17 protein-coding genes are annotated in these 23933 nt (G+C 75.2%); 9 read left to right on the top strand and 8 right to left on the bottom strand.

The window, feature by feature from the left end; translation table 11 throughout:
- Positions 1-26: 26 nt before the first annotated feature.
- Positions 27-1343, bottom strand: coding sequence for a magnesium transporter MgtE N-terminal domain-containing protein (locus tag OF852_RS00725; protein WP_271119902.1), 1317 nt, complete (start codon positions 1341-1343; stop codon positions 27-29).
- A gap of 59 nt (positions 1344-1402) precedes the next feature.
- On the opposite strand from OF852_RS00725, the gene OF852_RS00730 reads away from it, so the two are divergent.
- Positions 1403-1894, top strand: a complete 492-nt coding sequence (locus OF852_RS00730; RefSeq protein ID WP_271119903.1) for a general stress protein — start codon at positions 1403-1405, stop codon at positions 1892-1894.
- Positions 1895-2039: 145 nt separating this feature from the next.
- Entirely contained in the window at positions 2040-3539 is a 1500-nt protein-coding gene (locus OF852_RS00735; protein WP_271119904.1) for a CoA-acylating methylmalonate-semialdehyde dehydrogenase, read from the top strand.
- Between the two features lie 20 nt (positions 3540-3559).
- Here the strand turns inward: OF852_RS00735 and OF852_RS00740 are convergent, their stop codons facing one another.
- On the bottom strand, positions 3560-5101 hold the full coding sequence (locus tag OF852_RS00740) for a PucR family transcriptional regulator (RefSeq protein ID WP_271119905.1): 1542 nt from the start codon (positions 5099-5101) through the stop codon (positions 3560-3562).
- A 164-nt stretch (positions 5102-5265) separates the two neighbouring features.
- Here OF852_RS00740 and OF852_RS00745 point away from each other — a divergent pair, with 164 nt between their 5' ends.
- On the top strand, positions 5266-6609 hold the full coding sequence (locus tag OF852_RS00745) for an aspartate aminotransferase family protein (RefSeq protein ID WP_271119906.1): 1344 nt from the start codon (positions 5266-5268) through the stop codon (positions 6607-6609).
- A gap of 1 nt (position 6610) precedes the next feature.
- Here the strand turns inward: OF852_RS00745 and OF852_RS00750 are convergent, their stop codons facing one another.
- Both OF852_RS00750 and OF852_RS00755 read right to left on the bottom strand, forming a co-directional pair.
- A complete protein-coding gene (locus OF852_RS00750; RefSeq protein WP_271119907.1) occupies positions 6611-8095 on the bottom strand; it encodes an aminopeptidase P family protein in 1485 nt (494 codons plus the stop codon).
- Between the two features lie 37 nt (positions 8096-8132).
- On the bottom strand, positions 8133-9143 hold the full coding sequence (locus OF852_RS00755) for an endonuclease/exonuclease/phosphatase family protein (protein ID WP_271119908.1): 1011 nt from the start codon (positions 9141-9143) through the stop codon (positions 8133-8135).
- A gap of 33 nt (positions 9144-9176) precedes the next feature.
- Between OF852_RS00755 and OF852_RS00760 the strand changes: the two genes are divergently transcribed.
- A complete protein-coding gene (locus OF852_RS00760) occupies positions 9177-10028 on the top strand; it encodes a PHP domain-containing protein (RefSeq protein ID WP_271119909.1) in 852 nt (283 codons plus the stop codon).
- A 94-nt stretch (positions 10029-10122) separates the two neighbouring features.
- Here the strand turns inward: OF852_RS00760 and OF852_RS00765 are convergent, their stop codons facing one another.
- On the bottom strand, positions 10123-11562 hold the full coding sequence (locus OF852_RS00765) for a DEAD/DEAH box helicase (protein WP_271119910.1): 1440 nt from the start codon (positions 11560-11562) through the stop codon (positions 10123-10125).
- Between the two features lie 92 nt (positions 11563-11654).
- Here OF852_RS00765 and OF852_RS00770 point away from each other — a divergent pair, with 92 nt between their 5' ends.
- Positions 11655-12368: a ferritin-like fold-containing protein gene (locus OF852_RS00770; protein WP_271119911.1), complete on the top strand. Its 714-nt coding sequence runs from the start codon at positions 11655-11657 to the stop codon at positions 12366-12368.
- A gap of 33 nt (positions 12369-12401) precedes the next feature.
- Here the strand turns inward: OF852_RS00770 and OF852_RS00775 are convergent, their stop codons facing one another.
- Positions 12402-12707 (bottom strand): hypothetical protein, encoded by a 306-nt coding sequence (locus OF852_RS00775; protein WP_271119912.1) that lies wholly within the window; start codon positions 12705-12707, stop codon positions 12402-12404.
- A 10-nt stretch (positions 12708-12717) separates the two neighbouring features.
- A complete protein-coding gene (locus OF852_RS00780; protein ID WP_271119913.1) occupies positions 12718-12942 on the bottom strand; it encodes a DUF3107 domain-containing protein in 225 nt (74 codons plus the stop codon).
- A gap of 101 nt (positions 12943-13043) precedes the next feature.
- Between OF852_RS00780 and OF852_RS00785 the strand changes: the two genes are divergently transcribed.
- The gene (locus tag OF852_RS00785) at positions 13044-16142 is read left to right on the top strand and encodes a UrvD/REP family ATP-dependent DNA helicase (protein ID WP_271119914.1); all 3099 of its coding nucleotides are present in this window, start codon (positions 13044-13046) and stop codon (positions 16140-16142) included.
- Positions 16135-19452 (top strand): ATP-dependent helicase, encoded by a 3318-nt coding sequence (locus OF852_RS00790; RefSeq protein ID WP_271119915.1) that lies wholly within the window; start codon positions 16135-16137, stop codon positions 19450-19452. The genes OF852_RS00785 and OF852_RS00790 overlap by 8 nt, the downstream gene beginning before the upstream one ends.
- On the opposite strand, the gene OF852_RS00795 is transcribed toward OF852_RS00790, so the two are convergent.
- Positions 19449-20438 (bottom strand): phosphotransferase, encoded by a 990-nt coding sequence (locus OF852_RS00795; RefSeq protein ID WP_271119916.1) that lies wholly within the window; start codon positions 20436-20438, stop codon positions 19449-19451. The two genes, OF852_RS00790 and OF852_RS00795, sit on opposite strands and share 4 nt — an antisense overlap.
- Positions 20439-20515: 77 nt before the next feature.
- On the opposite strand from OF852_RS00795, the gene nudC reads away from it, so the two are divergent.
- Both nudC and OF852_RS00805 read left to right on the top strand, forming a co-directional pair.
- Positions 20516-21466, top strand: coding sequence for an NAD(+) diphosphatase (gene nudC, locus OF852_RS00800; RefSeq protein WP_271119917.1), 951 nt, complete (start codon positions 20516-20518; stop codon positions 21464-21466).
- Positions 21463-23175 (top strand): ATP-dependent helicase, encoded by a 1713-nt coding sequence (locus tag OF852_RS00805; RefSeq protein ID WP_271119918.1) that lies wholly within the window; start codon positions 21463-21465, stop codon positions 23173-23175. The genes nudC and OF852_RS00805 overlap by 4 nt, the downstream gene beginning before the upstream one ends.
- Positions 23176-23933: the final 758 nt, after the last annotated feature.

The raw sequence follows: 23933 nt of genomic DNA on the forward strand, positions 1-23933 counted from the left end.
CCGGAGCCGCTCGGCGGGCGAGCCGCTCACCGTGCGCGCGGCGGCGTCCGCCGCAGGCGCGCACGCGGGATCGTCGCGGTCGTCGTCGGCACGGCGGGCTCGCCGTCCTCCGCCGCCGCCGAGCGCCAGTCGTCGGGGAGCAGGTAGTCGAGGACGTCGTCCACCGTCACCACCCCGACCAGCCGATGCTGCTCGTCGACGACCGGCACCGACACGAGGTTGTAGCTCGCGAGGATGCGCGAGACCTCGGCGGCGCTCGCATCCACCCGCACGGGCTCGAGGCTCGTGTCGAGGAGGGTGCCGAGCCGCTCGTTCGGCGGGTAGCGGAGCATGCGCTGGAAGTGCACCACCCCGAGGAAGCGGCCGGTCGGCGGCTCGTAGGGCGGCATCGTGACGCACACGGCGGCGCCGAGGGCGGGCGCCAGCTCGTGGCGGCGGATGAGCGCGAGCCCCTCCGCGACGGTCGCATCGGCCGAGACGATGATCGGCTCCGTCGTCATGAGGCCGCCCGCCGTGTCGGACTCGTAGTTGAGGAGGAAGCGCACATCCTCCGCCTCCTCCGGCTGCATGAGGCCGAGGAGCGCCTCGCCGCGGTCGCCGGGGAGCTGGGCGATGAGGTCGGCCGCGTCGTCGGGCTGCATCCGGTCGAGGACCTCGGCGGCTCGCTCGTCGTCGAGATGCGTGATGAGCTCCACCTGCTCCGACTCGGCCATCTCCTCGAGGGCGTCCGCGAGGCGCTCGTCGGGGAGCTCGCCGGCGACCTCGAGACGACGCTCCTCGGGGAGGTCGAGGAGGGTGTTCGCGAGATCCGCGGGCAGCAGGTCGGCGTAGGTCGCGATGAGCTGCTCGGCCGGCTGCGGCTCGCCCGCGCTGGCCTTCTCGCGCACCTCGCGCCAGTCCGCGAAGACCGTCTTGCCGCGGCCGAGCGGCGAGGGCCCGCTGCGCGGGCGGCGCAGGAAGAGCTCGCCGACGACCCACTCGCCCGGTCCCGCCTCCTCGATCGCGACATCCTCGATCCCGGCCTCGCCCGAGCCGTCGAGCAGGAGCATCCGGCGGCCGAGGAGCTCGGCGATGACGCGCACCTCGCCGCCGCGCTGCTCGAAGCGGCGGAGGTTGATGAGGCCCGTCGTGATGACCTGGCCGGAGCCGATGCTCGTCACGCGGCCGATCGAGACGAAGACGCGGCGCTTGCCGGGCACCTCGACGATCAGCCCGACGACGCGGGGGCTCTCGCTCTTGCGGTACACGACGAGCACGTCGCGCACCTTCCCCACGCGGTCGCCCGCGGGGTCGAAGACGGAGCACCCGGCGAGCCGGGCGACGAAGACTCTCGCGGCGCTCACACGGCAACGATACTGCGCCCGCACGGGCGGTGTCGGGGGTCGCCTGTCAGAATGGGCGCATGTCGTCCCCCTCGCTGTTCCGCGGCCGCAGGCCAACCGCCCCGACGGTCCCGCGCGGCGAGGTCGTCGGCACCTTCGAGACCTACCCCGAGGCGCAGGCCGCCGTCGACCGGCTCGCGAAAGCCGAGTTCCCGGTCGACAAGGTGTCAATCCTCGGCAACGACCTCAAGAGCGTGGAGCGCGTCACCGGCCGCCTCAGCTACGGGCGCGCGGCGCTCGCCGGCGCGCTCTCCGGCCTGTGGTTCGGGCTCTTCCTCGGGCTGCTGTTCTTCCTCTTCTCGCCGACGCAGGGCCTCTCGGTGCTGCTCGCCGCGATCCTCATCGGCGCCGCCTTCGGGATGCTGTTCGGGCTCGTCACCTACGCGGTGCAGCGCCGCAGCCACGACTACGTCTCGAGCGTGCAGGTGCTCGCCTCGAGCTACCAGATCATCGTCTCGCCCGAGCTCGCCGCCCGCGCGCAGACGCTGCTCGAGCGGCCCGCGGCACCGTAGCGGTCGCGCCGCGCCCGAGCGGCGAGATGGGCCGCTCTGCCCGAACGGCGTGTTCCCGCGGCACCGCGCGCCGGATCGGCAGAGGCTCGGCGTCCGCCCGTGCCTAGCCTGAGGGGAGCCCTGCACGCCCACGGAAAGGCCCGCGATGTCGCACCAGCTCCCCACCGTCCCGCACTGGATCGACGGCGCCCGCCGGGAGTCGGGCTCCGGCCGCACCGCGCCGGTCTACGACCCGGCCCTCGGACGGCAGACGAAGGCGGTCGCGCTCGCGGACGAGGCCGAGATCCAGGCGGCGATCGCCTCGGCCGCGGCGGCCTTCCCCGGCTGGGCCGGCACGTCGATGGCGCGCCGTCAGCAGATCGTGTTCCGGTTCCGCGAGCTGCTCAACGAGCGCAAGCTCGAGCTCGCGGAGATCATCACCTCCGAGCACGGCAAGGTCGTCTCCGACGCGGCGGGCGAGGTCGCCCGCGGTCTCGAGGTCGTCGAGCTCGCGACGGGGTTCCCGCACCTCATGAAGGGCGGCCACTCCGAGAACGTGTCGACGGGCGTCGACGTCTACTCGATCAAGCAGCCCCTCGGCGTCGTCGGCATCGTCTCGCCCTTCAACTTCCCCGCCATGGTGCCGATGTGGTTCTTCCCCATCGCGATCGCGGCCGGCAACACCGTCGTCCTGAAGCCCTCCGAGAAGGATCCGAGCGCCGCCATCTGGATGGCGGAGCTGTGGAAGGAGGCCGGGCTCCCGGACGGCGTCTTCACCGTCCTCCAGGGCGACCGGCTCGCGGTCGACGGGCTGCTCGAGCACCCGGAGGTCCGCTCGATCTCCTTCGTGGGCTCGACCCCGATCGCGCAGTACATCTACGAGACCGCCGCGAAGCACGGCAAGCGCGTCCAGGCGCTCGGCGGGGCGAAGAACCACATGCTCGTCCTCCCGGACGCGGACCTCGACCTCGTCGCCGACTCCGCGATCAACGCGGGCTTCGGCTCCGCGGGCGAGCGCTGCATGGCCGTGTCGGTGCTGCTCGCGGTCGAGCCCGTCGCGGACGAGCTCATCGAGAAGATCACGAGCCGCATCGCGCAGCTCCGCGTCGGCGACGGCCGCCGCGAGCCCGACATGGGCCCGCTCGTGACCGAGGCGCATCGCGACAAGGTCGCGTCCTACATCGACATCGCCGCCGCCGACGGGGCCGAGGTGGTCGTCGACGGGCGCGGCATCGAGGTCGACGGCGAGGCGGACGGGTTCTGGCTCGGGCCGACCCTCCTCGACCGGGTGCCCACGACCTCCAGGGCGTACACCGAGGAGATCTTCGGACCCGTCCTCTCGGTCGTCCGCGTCGCCTGCTACGAGGAGGGCGTGGAGCTCATCGACTCGGGCGCCTTCGGGAACGGGACCGCGATCTTCACCAACGACGGCGGGGCGGCCCGGCGCTTCCAGAGCGAGGTCCAGGTCGGCATGATCGGCATCAACGTGCCCATCCCGGTGCCCGTCGCGTATTACAGCTTCGGCGGGTGGAAGCAGTCGCTGTTCGGCGCGAACAAGGCCTACGGTCCCGCGGGCTTCGACTTCTTCACGCAGGAGAAGGCGGTCACGAGCCGGTGGCTCGACCCCTCCCACGGCGGCATCAACCTGGGCTTCCCCCAGAACTGACGGCTCGCGAGCGGGACGGCTCAGTCGTCCCGCTCGCCGAGCTCGAGGGCCGCCCAGAGCTCGAGCCGCCCCTCGAAGTCCTCGAGGTCGAGTCCGAGCAGCGCGGATGCCGCAGCGACCCGCGAGCGCAGCGTGTGGCGGTGGATGCCGAGCGCGGCCGAGGCGCGCTCCCAGGAGCAGCCCTCCGCGAGCCACGCCCGCAGCGTCGACTCGAGCTCGGAGCCGCGCGCCGCATCCGCCTGACGCAGCGGCCCGAGCAGGCGCTCCGCGAGCTCCTCGCCGCCACCGCGACGCAGTGCCCCGAGCACGCCCTCCTCGCGCAGCTCGTCGAAGCGGACGAGGGGGATGCCGAGGCGCGTCGCGCGGTCGAGCGCCCGGCCCGCCTCGGCGAGCCCCGCCTCCAGCCGCACCGACTCCACGAGGGAGGAGAGCCCGGCGCGGCGGCCGAGCCGTGCCGCGAGCTCGAGGACCGGGGGGACGCCCTCGACCTCGGCGAGGACGATCGTGCGGTCCGCGCGATCCGCGTGGAAGACGGCCCCGCCCGAGTCGTCGACGAGCCGGTCGAGCGCGCCGCGGAGCTCCGCGGCGGTGCCCGTCTCGAGCGCGGCGACCGCGAGCGGCCCCGCGGGCAGGCGCCCCCAGATGGGCGCCGCCGTCTGCCGCGCGACCGGCTCGGCGCCCGCGAGCAGCAGCTCGAGGATGCCGCGGCGCAGCGCCCCCCGCGACTCGTCGAGCGCCCGGTTCTGCTCGAGTGCGAGGCTCGCGAGCGCGATGACGCTCGTCACGAGCCCGGCGTCGGCGCGATCCAGCGGCGCCGCGTGCTGGATCGCGAGGACGCCGCGCAGCTCGCCCGCCTGCCCGAGGCTCTGCATCGTGACGCGCGAGCCGGCCGCCTCGAGACCGGAGGACGCCCGCCGGGCGGCGCGCAGCATCCCGCGCACCTCCGGCTCGATCGCCTCCGCGACCGCCTCGTCGAGCCCGCGCGCCCCCGCGGTCCGGACCGCGCGGCCCGCACCGTCGAAGAGCCCGACCCGCGCGTCGAGCCGCGTCTCGAGGGCCGTGAGGATCGCCGACATCCCGTCGGGGCGGAGCGCCGCGAGCGAGATCGCCCGCTGCGCCTGGATCGAGCGCTCGAGGGATGCCGTGCGCTCCGCCGCGAGGTCGTCGGCGACCCGGCGGATGATGGAGACGAAGGGCACGCGCTCGGGCACGTCGAGGAGCGGCAGCCCCTGCTCGGCGCAGGCCGCGACGAGCGCCGCCGGCATGCCGGCGTGGAGGAACTGCGTCGCGAAGCCGAGCCCCACGACCTCCGCCTCGAGGAGCCTGCCGACGTACCCCGCGAAGTCGGCGCCCTCCGGGTCGGCGACGAACTGGGCGCCGTCGGTGAGCAGGAGCGCGTCGGGCGGGATGAAGCCGCGCGGATCCTCGAGGTCGGAGCTGTGCACCCACGAGATCGGACGGGCTCGCCGGGCCGCCCCGCGCTCCCCGTCCCCGCCGGGCCCGGGCACGAGGCGGAGCTTCAGCTCGCGCACCTGGAGCAGGCGGTCGATGGTCGGCTGCACAGGGCCTCCTCGCGTCGCGTCCTGTCTGTCGGAATGTCGAGCCGAGACTATCGGGCTCGACAATCGGTGAGCGACTCGGGAAGACTCGTGCGCGCAGGATAGGCAGAGCGCGCGCTCGCCGCGACACCGTGCCGCGCGCGTCCCGACCCCGAGGAGCCCCACCCATGACCGACGTCGCCACGACGCTGCAGTCGATCGCCGAGGCGGACGCCGAGCGCGTCCTCGAGCTCGACCGCGGGCACGTCTTCCACTCCTGGTCGGCGCAGGGCGCGCTCTCGCCCCTCGCGATCGCGGGCGGCGAGGGGAGCACCGTCTGGGATGCCGCGGGGCGCCGCTACCTCGACCTCTCGAGCCAGCTCGTCAACACGAACATCGGACACCAGCACCCCGCCGTCGTCCGTGCGATCCAGGAGCAGGCGGCGATCCTCGCGACCGCCGCGCCCGCGCATGCCGTCGCGGTCCGCGGCGAGGCGGCGGCGCGCATCGCCCGCCGGGCCCCCGAGGGACTCGACACGGTCTTCTTCACGAACGGCGGCGCCGACGCGAACGAGAACGCCATCCGCATGGCCCGCCTCCACACCGGTCGCGACAAGGTCGTCTCGACCTACCGCTCGTACCACGGCAACACGGGCGCCGCGGTCGTCGCGACCGGCGACTGGCGCCGCGTCCCGAACGAGTACGCGCGCGGCCATGTCCATGTCTTCGGGCCGTACCTCTACCGCTCCGAGTTCTGGGCGGACTCGGTCGAGCAGGAGCGCGACCGGGCCCTCCGCCACCTCGAGCGCACCATCCAGGCCGAAGGCCCCGACTCGGTCGCCGCGATCCTCCTCGAGACCATCCCGGGCACCGCGGGCGTCCTCATGCCCCCGCCCGGCTACCTCCAGGGGGTCCGCGAGATCGCCGACCGCTACGGCATCGTCTTCATCCTCGACGAGGTCATGGCCGGCTTCGGCCGCACCGGCGAGTGGCTCGCGCTCGACGCCGAGGGCGTGCGCCCCGACCTCGTGACCTTCGCGAAGGGCGTCAACTCCGGCTACGTCCCGATCGGCGGCGTCATCATCTCCCGGCCCATCGCGGCCGGCTTCGACGACCGCGTCTTCCCCGGCGGCCTCACCTACTCGGGTCACCCGCTCGCGGCGGCCTCCGTCGTCGGCGCGCTCGACGCCATGGAGCAGGAGGGCATCGTCGACCACGCCCGCGCGATCGGGCACGACGTGCTCGGTCCCGGCCTCGCGGAGCTCGCCGAGCGTCACGAGCTCATCGGCGAGGTCCGCGGCCGCGGCGTCTTCTGGGCGATCGAGCTCGTCGAGGACCGCGCGACGCGCCAGCCGCTCGCACCGGGTGCGCTCGGGCGGGCGAAGCAGCTGCTGCTCGAGCGGGGCGTGCTGCCGTTCATCGCCGACAACCGCATCCACGTCGTCCCGCCGTGCGTCGTCACGGCCGACGAGGTCCGCCAGGGCCTCGCCGCGATCGACGAGGTGCTCGCGGTCCTCGCGCGGGAGCGCTGAGCTAGCGGCCCGCCATCCAGTCCTCGACCTCGTCGACCGTGCGCGGGATCCCGGCGGACAGGCTCACGGCACCCGACTCGGTCACGAGGATGTCGTCCTCGATGCGGACGCCGATCCCGCGAAGCTCCTCCGGGACGGTCAGGTCGTCGGGCTGGAAGTAGAGGCCCGGCTCGATCGTGAAGACCATGCCGGCCTCCACGACCCCGTCGAGGTAGAGCTCGCGGCGGGCCTGGGCGCAGTCGTGCACGTCGAGGCCGAGGTGATGCGAGGTCCCGTGCACCATGTAGCGCCGGTGGTACTGGCGCTCCGGCTCGAGCGACTCCTCCGCGCTCACCGGCAGGAGGCCCCACTCGGCCGTGCGCGCCGCGATGACGCCCATCGCCGTCTGGTGGATCTCGCGGAAGCGGATGCCGGGGCGCACGATCGCGAGCGCCGCATCCGCCGCCTCGAGGACGGCCTCGTAGACGCGCCGCTGCACGGGGGAGAAGGAGCCGTCGACGGGGAGCGTCCGGGTGATGTCGGCGGTGTAGAGGCTGTCGAGCTCGACGCCCGCATCGATGAGGATGAGGTCGCCCGCCACGACCGGGCCGTCGTTGCGGGTCCAGTGCAGGATGCAGGCGTGCGGCCCGCTCGCCGCGATCGTGTCGTAGCCGACCGTGTTGCCCTCGGCGCGGGCGCGCCGGTCGAAGGTGCCCTCGACGAGGCGCTCGCCCCGGCGGTGCGCTGTGATGCGCGGGAGCTCGGCGATGACGTCGTCGAAGCCGAGGCGGGTCGCGTCGACCGCTTGGCGCAGCTGCGCGATCTCGTACTCGTCCTTCACGAGACGCAGCTCGCTGAGGTCGCGGAGCAGCTCGGCGTCCACCTCCTGCTCGATGTCGCCGGGGATCTCGGCGGCCATGAGACGCCGGCCGTCGACCCGGTCGGTGAGCTCGCGGTCGGCCTCCCTCACGATGCGCGTCGAGGCGTCGGTCGCATCCAGCACGGCGGCCAGCTCGCCGAGCGGGCGGGTCGCGAGGCCCAGATCCGCCGCGACGTGCTCGAGGCTCGGGCGGGGGCCGGTCCAGAACTCGCCGACCTCGGGGTTCGCGTAGAACTCGTCCGAGTGGCGGCCCGCCGCCTCGCGGAAGTACAGGGTCGCCTCGTGCCCCTCCGCGCCGGGCTCGAGCACGAGCACCGAGCCGGGCACGGCATCCGCCCCCCAGCCCGTGAGGTGCGAGAACGCGGAGTGCGCGCGGTACGGGTAGTCGGTGTCGTTCGAGCGGACCTTCGCGGGCCCCGCCGGGATGACGAGCCGCTCGCCGGGATGCTGCGCCGAGATGCGCAGGCGGCGCGCGGCCGCGAAGGCCGCCGACTCGCGCGGCGCCGGGAGCGAGACCGGGCGCTCGGCCCAGCCGCTCGAGATGTAGTCCTTGAAGGCGTCCGATCCGGGGGTGGTGGAGCGGTTCGCGGTCGCGCGCGGGGCGGGCGTCGAGGGGGATTCGGCCATGCGGACAGTCTCGCACCGCCCGCCGACCTCGGCCACCTCAGCCGGTCGGATGCAGCCGCGCGAGCACCGGCCGATGGTCGCTCCCGGCGCCGTCGAGGCTCGTGACGACCTCGACGTCGCGGACCTCCCAGCCCTCGCTCACGAGGACGTGGTCGATGGGCGCGCCGAGGAGCGCCGGCGCGTCGGTCGGCCAGGTGCCCACCGCGCCCGAGCCCGCCGCGCGGGCGGCATCGCGGCAGGTGCCGAGATCGCCCCCGCCCTCGCCGAGCGAGGTGTAGTGGTCGAGCGTCGAGTTCAGGTCGCCGGCGACGATCGTGTCCGGCTCCGCGCAGCGGTCTGCGAGCCAGCTCAGTCCCTGGCGCCATGCCGACATCTCGCCGGGCACGGGCGCGACGGGATGCGCGGCGACGATCGTGGGGCCGGTCCCGTCGACGGGCCGCATCACGAAGCTCGGCAGGGTGCGGGTCTCGCCGGCCTCCGCATCGCGCTCGTAGGGGCCGAGCTCCGTGCTGATGAGGAGGGAGGTGGTGCGGGCGATCGCGATCTCGTCGTACCAGAGCGAGCGGGCGTCCATCGTGCGCCCCTCGGCCGCCATGACGGCCGCGGCCTCCTCCGCCGTCCCGCGGCTCGTCTCGGGCAGCACCACGATGTCGGCACCCGAGTCGAGCGCGAGGCGCGCGATCGCCTCGGCGCCCGGCTCGTCGCCGAGGGTGTTCCAGACCATCACGGTGAGATCGCCCTCCTCCTCGGCCGCGAGTGGCGACTGATCGGCGCCGCGGAGCGCGAGGACGCCGGCGTTGAGGGCGACGAAGAGCGCGAGGAGCAGCGCGAGCGGTCCCGTGACGATGCGCGAGCGCCGGACCGCGATCGCGAGGATCGCGACGACCAGGAGGAGCACCAGCCCGCCGCCCGCGAGCGCGGCGCGGAGCGACACGATCTGCGCGACGAGGGGGAGCCGCTCGAGCGAGAGCAGCTGCGGCCAGGCGATGAGCAGGAGCGCGGCGGCGGCGAGCAGGACGAAGGCTGCGGCGAGGAGACGTCGGAGCATGGCCGGTCGAGCGTAACCGCCTAGCATGTGAGGATGCCCGCGACCGGCCGCATCGACCTGCATGCGCACAGCAGCGTCTCCGACGGCACCCAGTCGCCCGCGGAGCTCGTCGCCGCGGCGGCCGAGGCGGGCCTCGAGGTCGTCGCGCTGACCGATCACGACTCGACCGCGGGCTGGGCCGAGGCGCTGGATGCCGCGAGCGGCATGGGCGTGACGGTCCTGCCCGGCATGGAGCTCTCGACGCAGCTCGACTTCGCGAGCGTGCACGTCCTCGCCTACCTGGTCGATCCCGCGCATCCCCGCCTCGTCGCCGAGACGGCGCGCATCCGCGAGGAGCGGCTCCACCGCGCCGAGTCGATGGTCGCGCGCATCGGGCGGGACTACGAGCTGAGCTGGGATGACGTCCTCGCCCAGACGACGCCCGGCGGCACGATCGGCCGGCCGCACATCGCCGATGCGCTCGTCGCGCGCGGCCACGTCGCCGACCGCACGGCCGCGTTCCAGAGCATCCTGCACTGGCGCGGCGGCTACTACGCGCCGCACGAGGCCCCGTCGCCGCTCGCGGGCGTCGAGCTCGTCGTCGAGGCGGGCGGCGTCCCGGTGATCGCGCACCCCGGTGCGCGCGGGCCCGATCACGTGCTGACGCGCCGGCGCCTCGAGGAGCTCGTGGACGCGGGGCTCTTCGGCGTCGAGATCGAGCACCGCGACAACCCGCCGGCCGCTCGCGAGAAGTGGAGCGCGCTCGCGCGGCGCTACGGGCTCGTCGAGACGGGCTCGAGCGACTACCACGGCGCCGGCAAGCCGAACCTGCTCGGCGAGCACACGACCTCCCGGGCGGTCTACGAGGCGATCCTCGCCCGGGGCACGGGCACGCGGGTCGCCTAGCGCCGAACGCGGGGAGGGGCCGCCCGGATGATCCGGACGGCCCCTCCTGCCGTGCTCGCGGTGCGATCGGCGCGGTGCGCCGACGACGCGCCGACTACGCGCCGGCGGGCGGCGTCGGCGTGCCCTGGCCGGAGCCGCCGCGGCGACGGCGGGTGCGGCGCCGGCGCGAGGGCGCGGCGCCGTCGTGCGTGCCGCCCCCCTCCGAGCGGGTCGTCTCGTCGGCGGCCGTCGAGGGCGCCGACTGCGAGGTGCCGGAGTCGCCCGAGCCGCCGCGGGAGCGGCGCCGGCGCTGGCCGTCGCCGGAGCCCTCGCGCCGCTCGCGGGGCTTCTCCTGGTGGGGCGCCGCCGGGGTGGGCTTCAGCCGGCCCTTCACGCCCTGGGGGATGTCGAGGTCCGTGTAGAGGTGCGGCGAGGAGGAGTAGGTCTCGACCGGCTCCGGCACGCCCATGTCGAGGGCGCGGTCGATGAGCGCCCACTTGTGGAGGTCGTCCCAGTCGACGAAGGTCACCGCGATCCCCGTCTTGCCCGCGCGGCCGGTGCGGCCGGCACGGTGCAGGTAGGTGTCGTGGTCGTCGGGGACCGTGTGGTTGATGACGTGCGTGACGTCGTTCACGTCGATGCCGCGCGCCGCGACGTCGGTCGCGATGAGGACGTCCCGCTTGCCCGCCTTGAAGCCGGCCATGGAGCGCTCGCGCGCCTCCTGGCTCATGTCGCCGTGGACGGCGCCGGCCGAGAAGCCGCGGTCGGTGAGCTCCTCGACGAGCTTCGCGGCCGCGCGCTTCGTGCGCGTGAAGATGACCGTCTTGCCCCGCCCCTCCGCCTGGAGGATGCGCGAGATGACCTCGTCCTTGTCGAGCGAGTGCGCCCGGTAGATGACGTGCTTGATGTTCGCCTGCGTCAGGCCCTCGTCCGGGTCGGAGGCCCGGATGTGGATGGGCTTGTTCATGAAGCGGCGGGCGAGCGCGATGACCGGCCCCGGCATGGTCGCCGAGAACAGCATCGTGTGGCGTGTCGCGGGGGTCTGCGCGAAGAGGCGCTCGACGTCGGGCAGGAAGCCGAGGTCGAGCATCTTGTCGGCCTCGTCGAGCACCATGACCTTGACGTTCGCGAGGCTCAGCAGCCGCTGGCCCGCGAGGTCGAGGAGGCGCCCCGGCGTGCCGACGACGATCTGCGCGCCGGCCTTGAGCTGCTCGACCTGGCCCTCGTAGGCCTTGCCGCCGTAGATCGCGACGACCTTGGTGTCGCGGTTCGAGGCCGCGAGCTCGAGGTCCTCGGCGACCTGCACGCACAGCTCGCGGGTCGGCACGACGACGAGCGCCTGCACGCCCGGCTCCGGCTCGAGGCCGAGGCGCTGGATGACGGGGAGGCCGAAGCCGAAGGTCTTGCCCGTGCCCGTCTTCGCCTGGCCGATGATGTCCTGGCGGGCGAGGCCGAGGGGGATGGTCTGGGACTGGATGGGGAACGGCTCGAGGATGCCCTTGGCACCGAGCGCGTCGACCATGTCCTGATCGATGTTGAGATCGCTGAACGTCACGAAGTGAAACCTGTCTGATGTCGGTCCGGCCATCCTACCGGGGTGCACGCCGGGGGCCGTCGACGCGCGGGCCTGGCCCTACACTCGAGACCGTGCCCTCCTGGTTCCGACGCCGCCGCGCGCGCTCCGCGACGGCCGCCCGCGTCGCCCGCCCGGCGGCCGTGCAGGTCGCCCGCGTCGAGCTCGGCGACCTGCGACCCGACCCCGACGCCTACCTCGGCCGCTGCGCCTACCTCGTGCTCGCGCTCTTCGAGAACGTGGGCCGCGCGATCGCGGCCGCCCCGACGACGGAGGCGAAGACGGCCCTCAGCGGCGTCGCGTCGCCGCTGATCGCGGCGCACGAGGGCATGGTCGCCCTGCTGCGCGAGCGCGGTCGCACCCCGAGCGAGGCGATGGAGCCCTTCAGCCGCGACATCGACGAGTTCCACCGGCGCACGGCCGGGCAGGACTGGTACGAGATCCTCACGACCTGCTACATCACGCAGGGCTTCCTCGTCGACTTCTTCGACGCGCTCGCGGGCGGCCTGCCCGAGGAGCTGCGCGAGCGCGTGACCGACCTCCTCGAGGTCGACGACGGCTCGGAGGTGCTCGTGCGCGAGCTGCGCGAGGCGCTCGACGGCAGCCCCCGGCTCGCCTCCCGGCTCGCGATGTGGGGTCGACGGCTCGTCGGCGACACCATGCTCGTCGCGCGTGCGGCGCTCGCCATCGACGGCGCTCCGACGGGCGAGGAGCGCATCGAGCCCGTGTTCACGGGCCTCATGGCCGAGCACACGCGCCGGATGGATGCGCTCGGGCTGACCGCCTGAGACGCGGCCGTCGTCCTGGACGCGCCCGCCGGGCTAGGCGCGGCCGCTGCTGAGCTGCGCGAGCCGCCGCGCGTCGGCCGCGGGGCGGACCCGCGCCAGGACGAGGGCGAGCGCGATCGCGGCGACGCCCGCCGCACCCAGCGAGGCGACCCAGATCCAGGTGCCGTCGATCGTCCAGCCGAGCCAGAGGAGGCCGACCCAGACGGCGCTCGTGACCGCGCCGCCGACGGCGGGGAGCAGGAGCACGCCGTAGGTGCCCCGGCCCGGGAGCAGGTAGCGCACGAGCGCCGCGATGGCGGCCCCGATGACGGTCACGTAGATCAGCTCGAGGCCCTGCATGTCGGGGAGCCTAGGCGACGAAGCCGACGCGGCGCGACTGGTCGCCGCCGACCTCGAGGTAGGTGAAGCTCGCCGTCGGGACGATGTAGACGCGTCCCTTGTCGTCGGAGAGCTTGATGAACTTCGCGTCCGAGTCGAGGGCCTCGGACACGGTCTTCTCGACCTCGGCCGCGGGCTGCGAGGTCTCGAAGGCGATTTCACGGGCGGAGTTGGCGATGCCGATGCGAATGTCCACGAACACAACATATTCCAGCGGCGACCGGCGCGCGTCCGCGTTCACCCTGGGCAGAACCGGCGGGCGGCGCCGTTGTCGGGGCCGCCCGATAGCGTGAGCGCGTGGATCTCGACCTGTCGCAGCGCGCCGTCCTCGAGCTGCCCGCGGGCGCCTCGGCCGTCGTGCTGGGCGCGCCCGGCAGCGGCAAGACGGCCGTGCTCGAGGCGCTCGCGGCGGAGCGGGTCGCGTCCGGCGACCTCGCCGCCGACGAGATCCTCGCGATCGCCTCGAGCCGCCGGGCCGCCGCCGCCATGCGCGAGCGGCTCGCGATCCGCCTCGGGCAGGTGACCACGGGCGACCTCGCACGCACGGCATCCTCGGTGGCCTTCGAGGCGGTCGCCTCGAGCGCGCTGCTCGCCGAGGCGCCCGCGCCCCGGCTCCTCAGCGGCGCCGAGCAGGATCTCGTCATCCGGGAGCTGCTCGACGGGCAGGCGGAGGGCGCGCCCGGTCCCGACTGGCCGGCGCACCTCGACCCCGGCGTCCGCGCGCTCCCGGTCTTCCGCGGCGAGCTCCGCGAGCTCATCGCGCGCCTGACCGAGCTCGGCATCGGCACGGGCGAGCTGCGCCGGCTCGGCGAGCGCGAGTCCCGGCCCGAATGGCGGGCGGCGGCCGAGTTCGTGGACCGCTACCGCGACATCATCGCCGCTCCCGAGCTGCACGAGGGCGCGCTCGACCCGGCCGAGCTGCTCGCCTTCGCGGTGCGCGCCGTCGAGGAGGGCGAGGCGGGGGAGCGGCTCTCCCGGGTCCGCCTCCTGCTCGTCGACGACCTGCAGGAGGCGACCGAGGGGGCGCTCGCGCTCGTCGCGGCCTTCGCGCGCCGGGGCGCCGCCGTCGTCGGCTTCGGCGATCCCGACATCGCGAGCAACAGCTTCCGGGGCGGGGAGGCGGATGCGGTGGCGCAGACCGTCGAGCGCCTCGAGGCGATCGAGCGGGTCGGCCCGGTGCGCCGACTCGTGCTCGACCGCGTGCACCGCCACGGGCCGGGACTGCGGCGGGCGGTCGTCGAGATCACGGGCCGCATCGGCGCGGCGCGCGCCGGCACCCAGCGCCGTGCCGAGAGCGCGCTCGCGGACGGCGCCGTGCCGCCGGTCCGCATCCACGAGGCCGAGAGTCCGGCGGTGCTCCACGCGGGCATCGCGCGGGCGCTCCGGGAGCGGCACCTGCTCGAGGGCGTGCCCTGGTCGGCGCTCGCGGTCGTCGTGCGCAGCGGCGCCGCCGTCGCGCCGGTCCTCCGCGCCCTCGCCTCGGCGCAGGTCCCGTGCCGCACGCTCTCGGGCGGGGTCGCGGTGCGCGACGAGCCGGCGGCCGCCGCGCTCCTCCGCCTCGTGTCGGTGGGCATCGGCCGCGATCCGCTCGACGGCGCGGCCGCGCGCGAGCTCCTGACCGGCCCCTTCGGCGGGCTCGACCGGGTGGGCCTGCGCCGGCTCGCGCGCGAGCTGCGCGCCGAGTCGCTCGCGGGCGGCGTCGACCGTGTCGTCGACGAGCTGCTGGTGGAGGCGCTCGCCGACCCCGCACACCTCGCGAGCATCGACCACCGGGTCGGGCGCGACGCCCGCCGACTCGCCGGGATCCTCGCCGCGCTCCGCGCCGCGGATGCCGCGGGCGGCACGGCCGAGGAGCTCCTCTGGGCCGCCTGGGACGGCAGCGGCGTCGCGGAGCCGTGGCGCGCCCGGGCGCTCGGCGCCGGCCTCGAGGCGGAGGAGGCGAACCGCGCGCTCGACGGCGTCGTCGCGCTCTTCGCGGCGGCCCGTCGGCGCGCCGAGCGGGCGCCCGGCGAGCCGGCGGGCGAGTTCCTCGCCGCCGTCCTCGATGCGCAGGTCCCCGAGGACACGCTCGCGCCCGCCTCCGTCGGCGAGGCCGTGCTCGTCACGACCCCGGCCGGCGTCGTGGGCGCCGAGTTCGACACGGTCGTCCTCACGGGGCTCCAGGAGGGGCGCTGGCCGAACCTGCGACCCCGCGGCTCGCTCCTCGGCGGGCAGCGGCTGCTCGAGATCGTCGGCGGCGTGCCCGAGTCGGGCGACCCCCGCCGCGCGGTCCTCGCGGATGAGCTCCGCCTCCTCGCGCTCGCGGTCTCCCGCGCCCGGACCGGCGTCGTGCTCGCGGCCCTCGCCGGCGAGGACGAGCAGCCGAGCGTCTTCCACCGGCTCCTCGCGGAGCCGTCGATCGCGGGCGCCGAGCCGCTCGCGCCCTCGCCGGCGCCCCTGACGCTCCGCGGCATGACGGGCTGGCTGCGGCGCCGACTCGCGGCCGCCGCCCGGCACGGGCGATCCGACGGCGAGGCGGCGGCCGCGCTCGCCGCGCTCGCCGCGGCGGGGGTGCCGGGCGCGGATCCCGCGGAGTGGTCGGGGCTCCGCGAGCCGAGCACGACCGCGCCGCTCCACGACCTCGCGGACCCGGAGGCCCGCGTCCGCGTCTCGCCCTCGCGGCTCGAGGAGTTCCAGCGCTCGCCCATGGAGTGGTTCGTGGCGACCGTCGCCGGGTCCTCGGGGCTCGCCGCGGGGAAGGGCACGCTGCTCCATGCCGTGCTCGAGGAGGCCGAGGACGCCGACGTCGAGTCGCTCTGGTCGGCGCTCCTCGAGCGCTGGCCGCAGCTGCGGTGGGAGTCCGCATGGGAGGGCGAGCGCGAGCTGCGCGACGCCCGCCACGCGATCGAGGCGATCGCCGCCTACCTCCGCGGCCGGGCCGCCGCGGGCGTCGAGCTGCTGTCGGCGGAGGGCGGCTTCGAGCTCGACCTCCCGCCCGCGGTCCTCGCCGGCACGATCGACCGCGTCGAGTCGGAGGCCGGGGCCGTCGTCATCGTCGACCTCAAGACCGGGCGCGCCGTGACGAGCGCGAAGGACGCGCTCGATCATCCCCAGCTCTCCGCCTACCAGGTCGCCTATGCCGACGGAGCGATCCCCGACCTCCCCGAGGGGCATCGGCCGGGCGGCGCGGCGCTGCTGTTCTCGCGCCGCACCGCGAAGCAGGGGGAGCCCTACACGCTCCGCCTCCAGCCGCCCCTCGACCCGGACCGGCTCGAGGACTTCCGCGAGCAGGTGCGCGAGGCCGCCCGCGGCATGGCGGGGCCGGGCTTCCCGATCCCGGGCACGAGCGATCCGCGCGGTCGCGCCGGCGCGGAGGCGCGCTCCGTCCACCTCCCGGAGGAGATCACGAATGGCTGAGCCCGCCCGCCGCGTGAGCGCCCTCGAGATCGCCGCCGCCCTCGGGATGCCGCCGCCCACGCCGCAGCAGCAGGCCGTGATCGAGTCCTCCGCCGTCGAGCCGGCGCTCGTGGTCGCGGGGGCGGGCAGCGGCAAGACCGAGACGATGGCCTCGCGCGTGCTCTGGCTCGTCGCGAACGGCCACGCGCGGCCCTCCCAGATCCTCGGGCTGACCTTCACGCGCAAGGCCGCGGGCGAGCTGGCGGAGCGCATGCAGCGCCGCATCGCCCAGCTCCGCGCCGCGGGACTCGTGCCGGAGCTCGTCGAGGCCGACGGCCAGGCCGATCACGGCGAGGCACTCCTCGACGTGCCCGCCGTCTCCACCTACAACGCCTTCGCGGGGTCGATCTTCCGCGACCACGCCAGCCTCATCGGCTACGACGCGGATGCCGTGGTGCTCGGCGAGGCGGGCGCCTTCCTGCTCGCGCGCTCCATCGCGACGGCGGCCGCCGATCCCCGCCTCGTCGACCTCGACCGCTCGGTCGACGCCATCGCGGGCGCCGTGCTCGAGCTGAGCGGCAAGCTCGCCGACAACCTCGCCGACGGCGAGGCCGTCTCGGCGATGGCGGCCGAGTTCGCTCGCCTGCGGGAGCTCGAGTCGCCCGACCGCTTCCCCCGCGAGAGCGTCGTCGACGCGGCCGCGAAGGTCGGGGCGCTGCCCGTGCTTGTGGAGCTCGCGGAGCGCTTCCGCGCCGCGAAGGCCGAGCGCGGCTTCATCGAGTTCAGCGACCAGGTCGCCCTCGCGCTCCGGATCGTGGAGCGGCATCCCCGTGTCGGCGAGGAGCTGCGCGAGCGCGTGCGGATCGTCATCCTCGACGAGTACCAGGACACGAGCGTCGTCCAGAGCCGACTGCTCGCGACGCTCTTCCGCGGGCATCCCGTCATGGCGGTCGGCGACCCGAACCAGGCGATCTACGGCTGGCGCGGGGCGAGCGCCTCGAACCTCGGCCAGTTCGGCCGCTGGTTCCCCGGCACGACCGAGTTCGCGCTCTCGACGAGCTGGCGCAACGGCACCGAGATCCTGCGCGCCGCGAACGCGCTCATCGAGCCCCTCGCGGGCGGCTCGGGCGTCCGGGTCGAGCCCCTCGGCCCGCGCCCCGGCGCCGACGCCGAGCCGGTGGAGCTGCGCTACCCCGCGACGATCCGCGAAGAGGCCGCCCAGGTGGCGGCCTGGTTCCGCGAGCACCTCGCCGATCGCCGCCGCTGGTCCGCCCCCGCCGAGGGCGCGCCGCCCGAGCCGCCGAGCGCGGCCCTCATCATGCGCTCGCGCTCGACCCTCCGGGTCTTCGCGGAGGCGCTCGACGCGGCCGGCGTCCCGGTGCACGTCCTCGGCGTCGACCAGCTGCTCGCCGAGCCCGTCATCGCCGACCTCGTCGCGGCGCTCGCGGTCGTCGACGACCCGTCCGCGGGATCCGAGCTCGTGCGGCTGCTCGTCGGGGCGCGCTTCCGCATCGGCACGGCCGATCTCGTCGAGCTCCGCGAGCTCGGCCGCTGGCTCGACGAGCGCGACCTCGCGCAGCAGCGCCTCGACGACGAGGTCCGCCGCTCGCTCCGCCGCTCCGTCGACGAGGAGGACGGCGCCTCGCTCGTCGACGCGCTCGACTTCCTCAGCTCCGCGCGCGAGGGGCACAGCCGGCTCGAGCGCTTCAGCGAGGAAGGGCTCGCGCGGCTCCGCGAGGCCGGGCGCCTCTTCGCCGAGCTCCGCACGCGCGGCCGGCTCGACCTCCTCGACCTCGTGACGGTGGTGATGGAGGCGCTCCACCTCGATCTCGAGCTCGCCGCCAACGATGCGCGTCCCGGTGCCTGGCGGGCGATCGAGGCCTTCCGGGATGCGCTGAGCGGCTTCCTGCAGCTCGGCGAGCTCGGCGCGGGCCGGCCGAGCCTCGGCGCCTTCCTCAGGTGGCTGCGCGCCGCGCAGGAGAAGGAGCGCCTCGCGCCGCGGAGCGAGCCCGCGGAGCCCGGCTGCGTGCAGATCATCACGATCCACGGCGCGAAGGGCCTCGAATGGGATCTCGTCGCGGTGCCGCGGCTCGTCAAGGACGAGCTCCCGGGGCGATCGCGCGAGACGAGCGGCTGGCTGAGCTTCGGCGAGCTGCCCTTCGAGTTCCGCGGCGACGCCGACGCGCTCCCCGTCCTGCCGTGGCGCGAGGTCGCCGACCGCAAGGAGTTCGACGACGCGAAGAAGGCCTTCGCCGAGGCGATGCGCGCACGGCAGCTCGGCGAGGACCGCCGGCTCGCCTACGTCGCCGTGACCCGCGCGCGCCACCGGCTGCTGCTCACGGGATCGTTCTGGTCGCACCAGGCCAGCGCCCGTGAGCCGAGCGCCTTCCTCCGCGAGCTCGAGGCGGCCGGCGTCGTCGCCGAGCTGCCGACGGAGGCGGGGGAGCGACCCGAGGATCTCGACCCGGATCCGACGCCCTGGCCTCGCGATCCGCTCGGCGCGCGCCGCGAGCGCGTGCTCGCCGCGGCCGCCGCGGTCACGGCCGCCGACGCCGCGCGCGCCGCCGAGGGACCGTGGGCGCGCGACCTCGAGCTCCTCCTGCGCGAGCGGGACGAGCGCCTCCGCGCGGTCGAGGCGGAGCTGCCCTCCCGCATCCCAGCCTCCCGCTTCAAGGACTTCGTGCGCGATCGCCGCGCGGTCGTCGCCGAGCTCCGGCGGCCGATGCCCGAGCGGCCCTACCGGGCGACCCGGCTCGGCACGCTGTTCCACGCCTGGGTCGAGCAGCGCGGGCTCCAGGCGGCCCCCGCCGACGAGCTGGACCTGCTCGCGAGCGAGCTGGACCTCGGCGCCGACGACCTGCTCGGTGCCGACGGGCTCGGTGCCGACGGGTTCGGTGCCGACGGGCTCGGCGCGGGGGAGGAGGCGGAGGCCTTCGCCCGGCTCCGCGCGACCTTCGAGGCCTCGCCGTGGGGCCGGCTGAAGCCCGTCGAGGTCGAGCGGGAGATCCACCTCCCCTTCGACGGGCGGATCGTCGTGTGCAAGATCGACGCCGTCTACGAGCTCGACGGCGGCCGGGTCGAGATCGTCGACTGGAAGACCGGCCGGGCGCCCTCCAGCCCCGAGGATCTCGACGAGAAGCAGCTCCAGCTCGCGCTCTACCGGCTCGCCTACGCGCGCTGGTCGGGGCTCGAGCTCGAGCGCATCGACGCCGCGTTCTACTTCGTCGCCGAGGACCGCGTCATCCGGCCTGCGCGGCTCGACGACGAGGCGGCGCTGCTCGCGCGCTGGCGCGGCGGGAGCTCGCCGTCGGCCGGACGGCCGACGAGCTAGCCGGCGCGCTCGACGCGGTCGAGCATCGCCTCGACCTCGTGCACGGCCAGCACCGGCGCGGTGCGCGGCCCGAGCGGCCCCATGACGTCGTTGTGGACATCGTCGACGAGTCCGTGCAGCATCCGCACCGCGTCGTCGACGATGTCGGTGCTGCGCGTCTCGGTCCCGTGGAGCAGCCATCTCGCGATCTCGAGCTCCGCGTAGAGCGACGCTCGCGAGCGCAGGTGCCCGTCGACCGAGCCGCGGGTGTCCGCGTAGGCCTGGAACACCGCATCCGCGATCGCCGAGGGGCGCCCCCCGATGAGCCAGGAGAGGTCGCGCGCCGGATCCGCGACGCGGAGCGACTGCCAGTCGAGCACGCCGACGACCTCGCCCGCGTGGCTGCGGATCGAGTCGGGCCCGAGCTCGCCGTGCACGACGGTCGGCTGGAACTGCCAGAGCCGCATGTCCTCGAGGGCGTGCTCCCAGCGCTCGCGGATCGCGGCCGGGACGACGCCGGTCGCGAGCGTCCGGTCGATGAGGGCGCTCGTCTCCTGGAGGGCGTGGACCGAGCTCAGAGCCGGGAGGCCGGCGTCGGTCGCGACCGAGGTCGGGAGGAGGTGGATGGCGGCGATCGCGCGGCCGAGCGAGGCGCCGAGCTCGGTCGTGACGGCGGACAGCGGCGTCCGGTCGCCCGCGATGTGCTCGGTCACGACCACGCGGCCCGAGGGGCCGTCCTGCTGCCCGCCGAGCGAGGTCACGTGGAAGGGGAGACGTGCACGCACGCCCTGGCTGAGCGCCCGGAGCGCCGCGAGATCGGCCGTGATGCGCGCGCGCGCCGCATCCGAGCGGGGGACCCGGACGACGTGCCACGTGCCGTCGCGGTCGGCGAGCAGCGCCGCATCGACCTCGGGGCCGCCGGCGTCGAGCGAGCCGGCGGAGGCCACCCGGAGTCCGGGGACGGCCGCGGTCGCCAGCGCGGCTAGAGTGAGGGGGGAGCTGGCCATGCCGACAGGGTAGGTCCGAGCACGCCCCCGGACACGGACGCCACGCCCCGCACGGACATCCCCGATCGGACCCACGAATGCGCGCACCCTTCCCCGAGCGGCTCGTCCTCTCGCGCCACGCGATCGACCGCGACCACCTCGGCCGCGCCGCCGGCATCCCCGCCCTGCTCGCCGAGCCGGGCGCCGTGGTCCTCGCGCTCCACGACGGTCTCGCGCTCGCCGAGACGGCGCACGGCCCCCTCGCGCTCCTCGACCCGGCGGGCGCCGACGGCATCGAGCTCGTGCTGTATCTCGGCCGACTCGCCGAGCCGCGCGGCTCGAGCCCGGCCGGTGCGCCGGTCGTCGCCGCGATCCTCGACGACGCCGCGGCCGAGTCGCTCGTGCGCGAGCCGGGCACGGAGTGGATCGACCTCCGCCGCCTCGGCCACGAGCTCGATCCGATCGACGCCGGGCTCTTCACCTCCGCGCTCGCGCTCGCGAACTGGCACCGCGTCGCCGGGTTCTCGCCGCGGTCCGGCATCGCGACGGCGGTCGAGCAGTCCGGCTGGGTCCGCCGCGAGGAGTCGGGCACCGAGCACTTCCCCCGCACCGATCCCGCGATCATCGTCGGCGTCCTCGACGAGGAGGACCGCATCCTGCTCGGCTCGAACGCGATGTGGGAGTCGCGGCGCTTCTCGCTGCTCGCCGGCTTCGTCGAGCCCGGGGAGTCCCTCGAGGCCGCGGTGGTGCGCGAGGTGCACGAGGAGTCGGGCATCCGCGTCACGGCGCCGCACTATCTCGGCTCGCAGCCCTGGCCCTTCCCGGCGTCGCTCATGCTCGGCTTCACGGCCCGGGTCGCGCCCGGCACGACCACCGAGCCGACGCCCGACGGCGAGGAGATCCTCGACCTCCGGTGGTTCTCCCGCGAGGAGCTGCGGGCGGCGGTGGCCGCCGACGACGTCATCCTGCCCGGCCCGACCTCGATCGCGCGCGCCATCATCGAGGAGTGGTACGGCGGGGATCCCGACGCGGGCGCGCCCTCACGGTGAGCGGCGGGAGCGGGTCGATCCTCGACGGGCTCGACGCCGAGCAGCGCGTCGCGGCCGAGACCCTCCTCGGTCCGGTCTGCGTGCTCGCCGGCGCCGGCTCCGGCAAGACGCGGACCATCACCCACCGCATCGCGCACGGCGTGACGAGCGGCGTGTACACGGCCGAGCGGGTCATGGCCCTCACCTTCACGACGCGCGCCGCGGGCGAGCTCCGGTCCCGGCTCCGGGAGCTCGGCGCGGGCGGCGTCTCGGCGCGGACCTTCCACTCGGCGGCGCTCGCGCAGCTCTCCTACTTCTGGCCGCAGCTCGTCGGGGGGCCGCTGCCGCGCGTCCTGCCCGGCAAGGCGGCGACGCTCGCACAGGCCGCGGAGGGCCTCCGCCTCCGACTCGACACGGCGGCGCTGCGGGATGTCGCGGGCGAGATCGAGTGGCGGAAGGTCACCGCGCTCGGGATGGACGCCTACGAGCGCACCGCCCGCACCCGGACCCTCCCGGGCGGACTCGGCGTCGAGGCGATGGTGGAGCTGCATCGCGCCTACGAGTCGCTCAAGGACGAGCGGCGGCAGCTCGACTTCGAGGACGTCCTCCTCGTCACGGCGGGCATGATCGAGGCCGAGCCGCGGGTCGCGGAGCAGGTGCACGAGAGCTACCGCTTCTTCGTCGTCGACGAGTACCAGGACGTCTCGCCGCTGCAGCAGCGGCTCCTCGACCTGTGGCTGGGGTCGCGCTCGGAGCTCTGCGTCGTCGGCGACGCCAGCCAGACCATCTACTCCTTCACGGGCGCGACGAGCGAGTACCTGCTCGGCTTCGGCTCCCGCTACGAGGATGCGACGGTCGTGCGCCTCGAGCGCAACCACCGCTCGACGCAGCCCGTCCTCGATCTCGCGAACCGGCTCATGCGCGGCCGACCGGGCGCGCTCGAGCTCCGGCCCGCCGCGCCCGCACCCGGCCCGCAGCCGACGAGCGCCGGGCACCCGGACGACGCGGGCGAGGCGGATGCCGTGGCGGATGCGGTCGCGGCGCAGCTGCGCGAGGGCACGGCCCCCGAGCAGATCGCGGTGCTCTGCCGCGTCAACGCGCAGCTCGCGCTCGTCGAGCAGGCCTTCGCGCGGAAGGGGATCTCGACCCGCGTGCTCGGGTCGGCCCGCTTCTTCGAGCACCCGGCGGTGCAGCGCGCGATGCTCGAGCTCCACAGCCTCGCGGGGGCGCCGCAGCGCGGGCCGCTCTTCCAGGTCGTGAGCGATGTGCTCCGCCAGGCGGGGTGGACGCTCGAGCCGCCGGCCGGCGCCGGCGCCGAGCGCGAGCGGTGGGAGGTGCTCACGGCGCTCGTCGAGCTCGCCGACCGCGCCCCCGAGGGCGCGACGCTGCGCGCCTTCGCCGACGAGCTCTTCGCCCGGAAGTCGTCCCAGCACGAGCCCTCCGTCTCCGCGGTCGTGCTCTCGACGCTCCACAGCTCGAAGGGCCTCGAGTGGGACTCGGTCCACATCCTCGGGCTCAACGAGGGGCTCCTGCCCATCAGCCACGCGCGCGGGCTGGAGGCGATCGACGAGGAGCGGCGACTGCTCTACGTCGGCATCACGCGAGCTCGGAGATCGCTCTCGCTGACGTGGTCGGGCGAGGGGCTGCGAGGACAGCGACGTCAGCCCAGCCGCTTCCTCGACGAGCTCCGCAGCGGCACTCGGGATGCGCGTCGGGGCGACGCCGGCTGAGCCGCCGATCCGCGAGGTCGAGGCGGAGCTCCTCGGCCTGGTGCCCCGCCTCTCCGTGGACGAGCTCGCCGACGATCCCGACGACGGCCGGGACCGCCCAGGGCGGCAGCCCCGCGCCCGCGCGGTCGAGGAGCTGGCCGGCGATCATCGGCCAGGCCGGGTCGGCATCCCGTCGCGCGAGCTCGAGGCAGTGCGCGCAGGGGCCGGAGCCGGCGCGGATGACGGGCCCGACCCGCACGGCGCCGTCGGCGACGACGACCGGGAGGTGCGGCACCTCGCGGCGCAGCCAGGCACCCGCCTCCGCCGGCGGCAGGACCCAGTCGGCGACGAGGACGACGAGCTGGGGCGCGGACGCCTCGACGGCGTCGCCGGCGGCATCCTCGGCGCCGTGATCGACGGGCGCCGTGAGCGCGGCCGCGAGTGCGCGCGCGAGGGGAGACCGGCCCCGGACCGCGACCCGGCGGGTCTCCGGCGCCGGCTCGCGCTCGAGCGCCGGCGCCACGGCGTCGAGCAGACGTCCTGCGCCCTCCTGCTCGAGGCCGGCCGCCTCGGCCGCCGCGGGGAAGGCCGCCGGCGGCAGGCCGATGCGCAGCGCGTGGACGACCCGCTCCTCCGACGTCGTCAGGGGCTCGAGGACCACCCGGGGCGGGTCGACGCCGAGCTGGAGTGCGCTCGGGGAGCGCCAGACGCGGGGGAGCCGTGGATCGATCCGGAGCAGCATGACCGGGATCCTGCCGTGGATCGCCGCGAGCGCGCGC

It is taken from the genome of Homoserinibacter sp. YIM 151385 (genome assembly GCF_027912415.1).
Lineage (GTDB): Bacteria > Actinomycetota > Actinomycetes > Actinomycetales > Microbacteriaceae > Schumannella.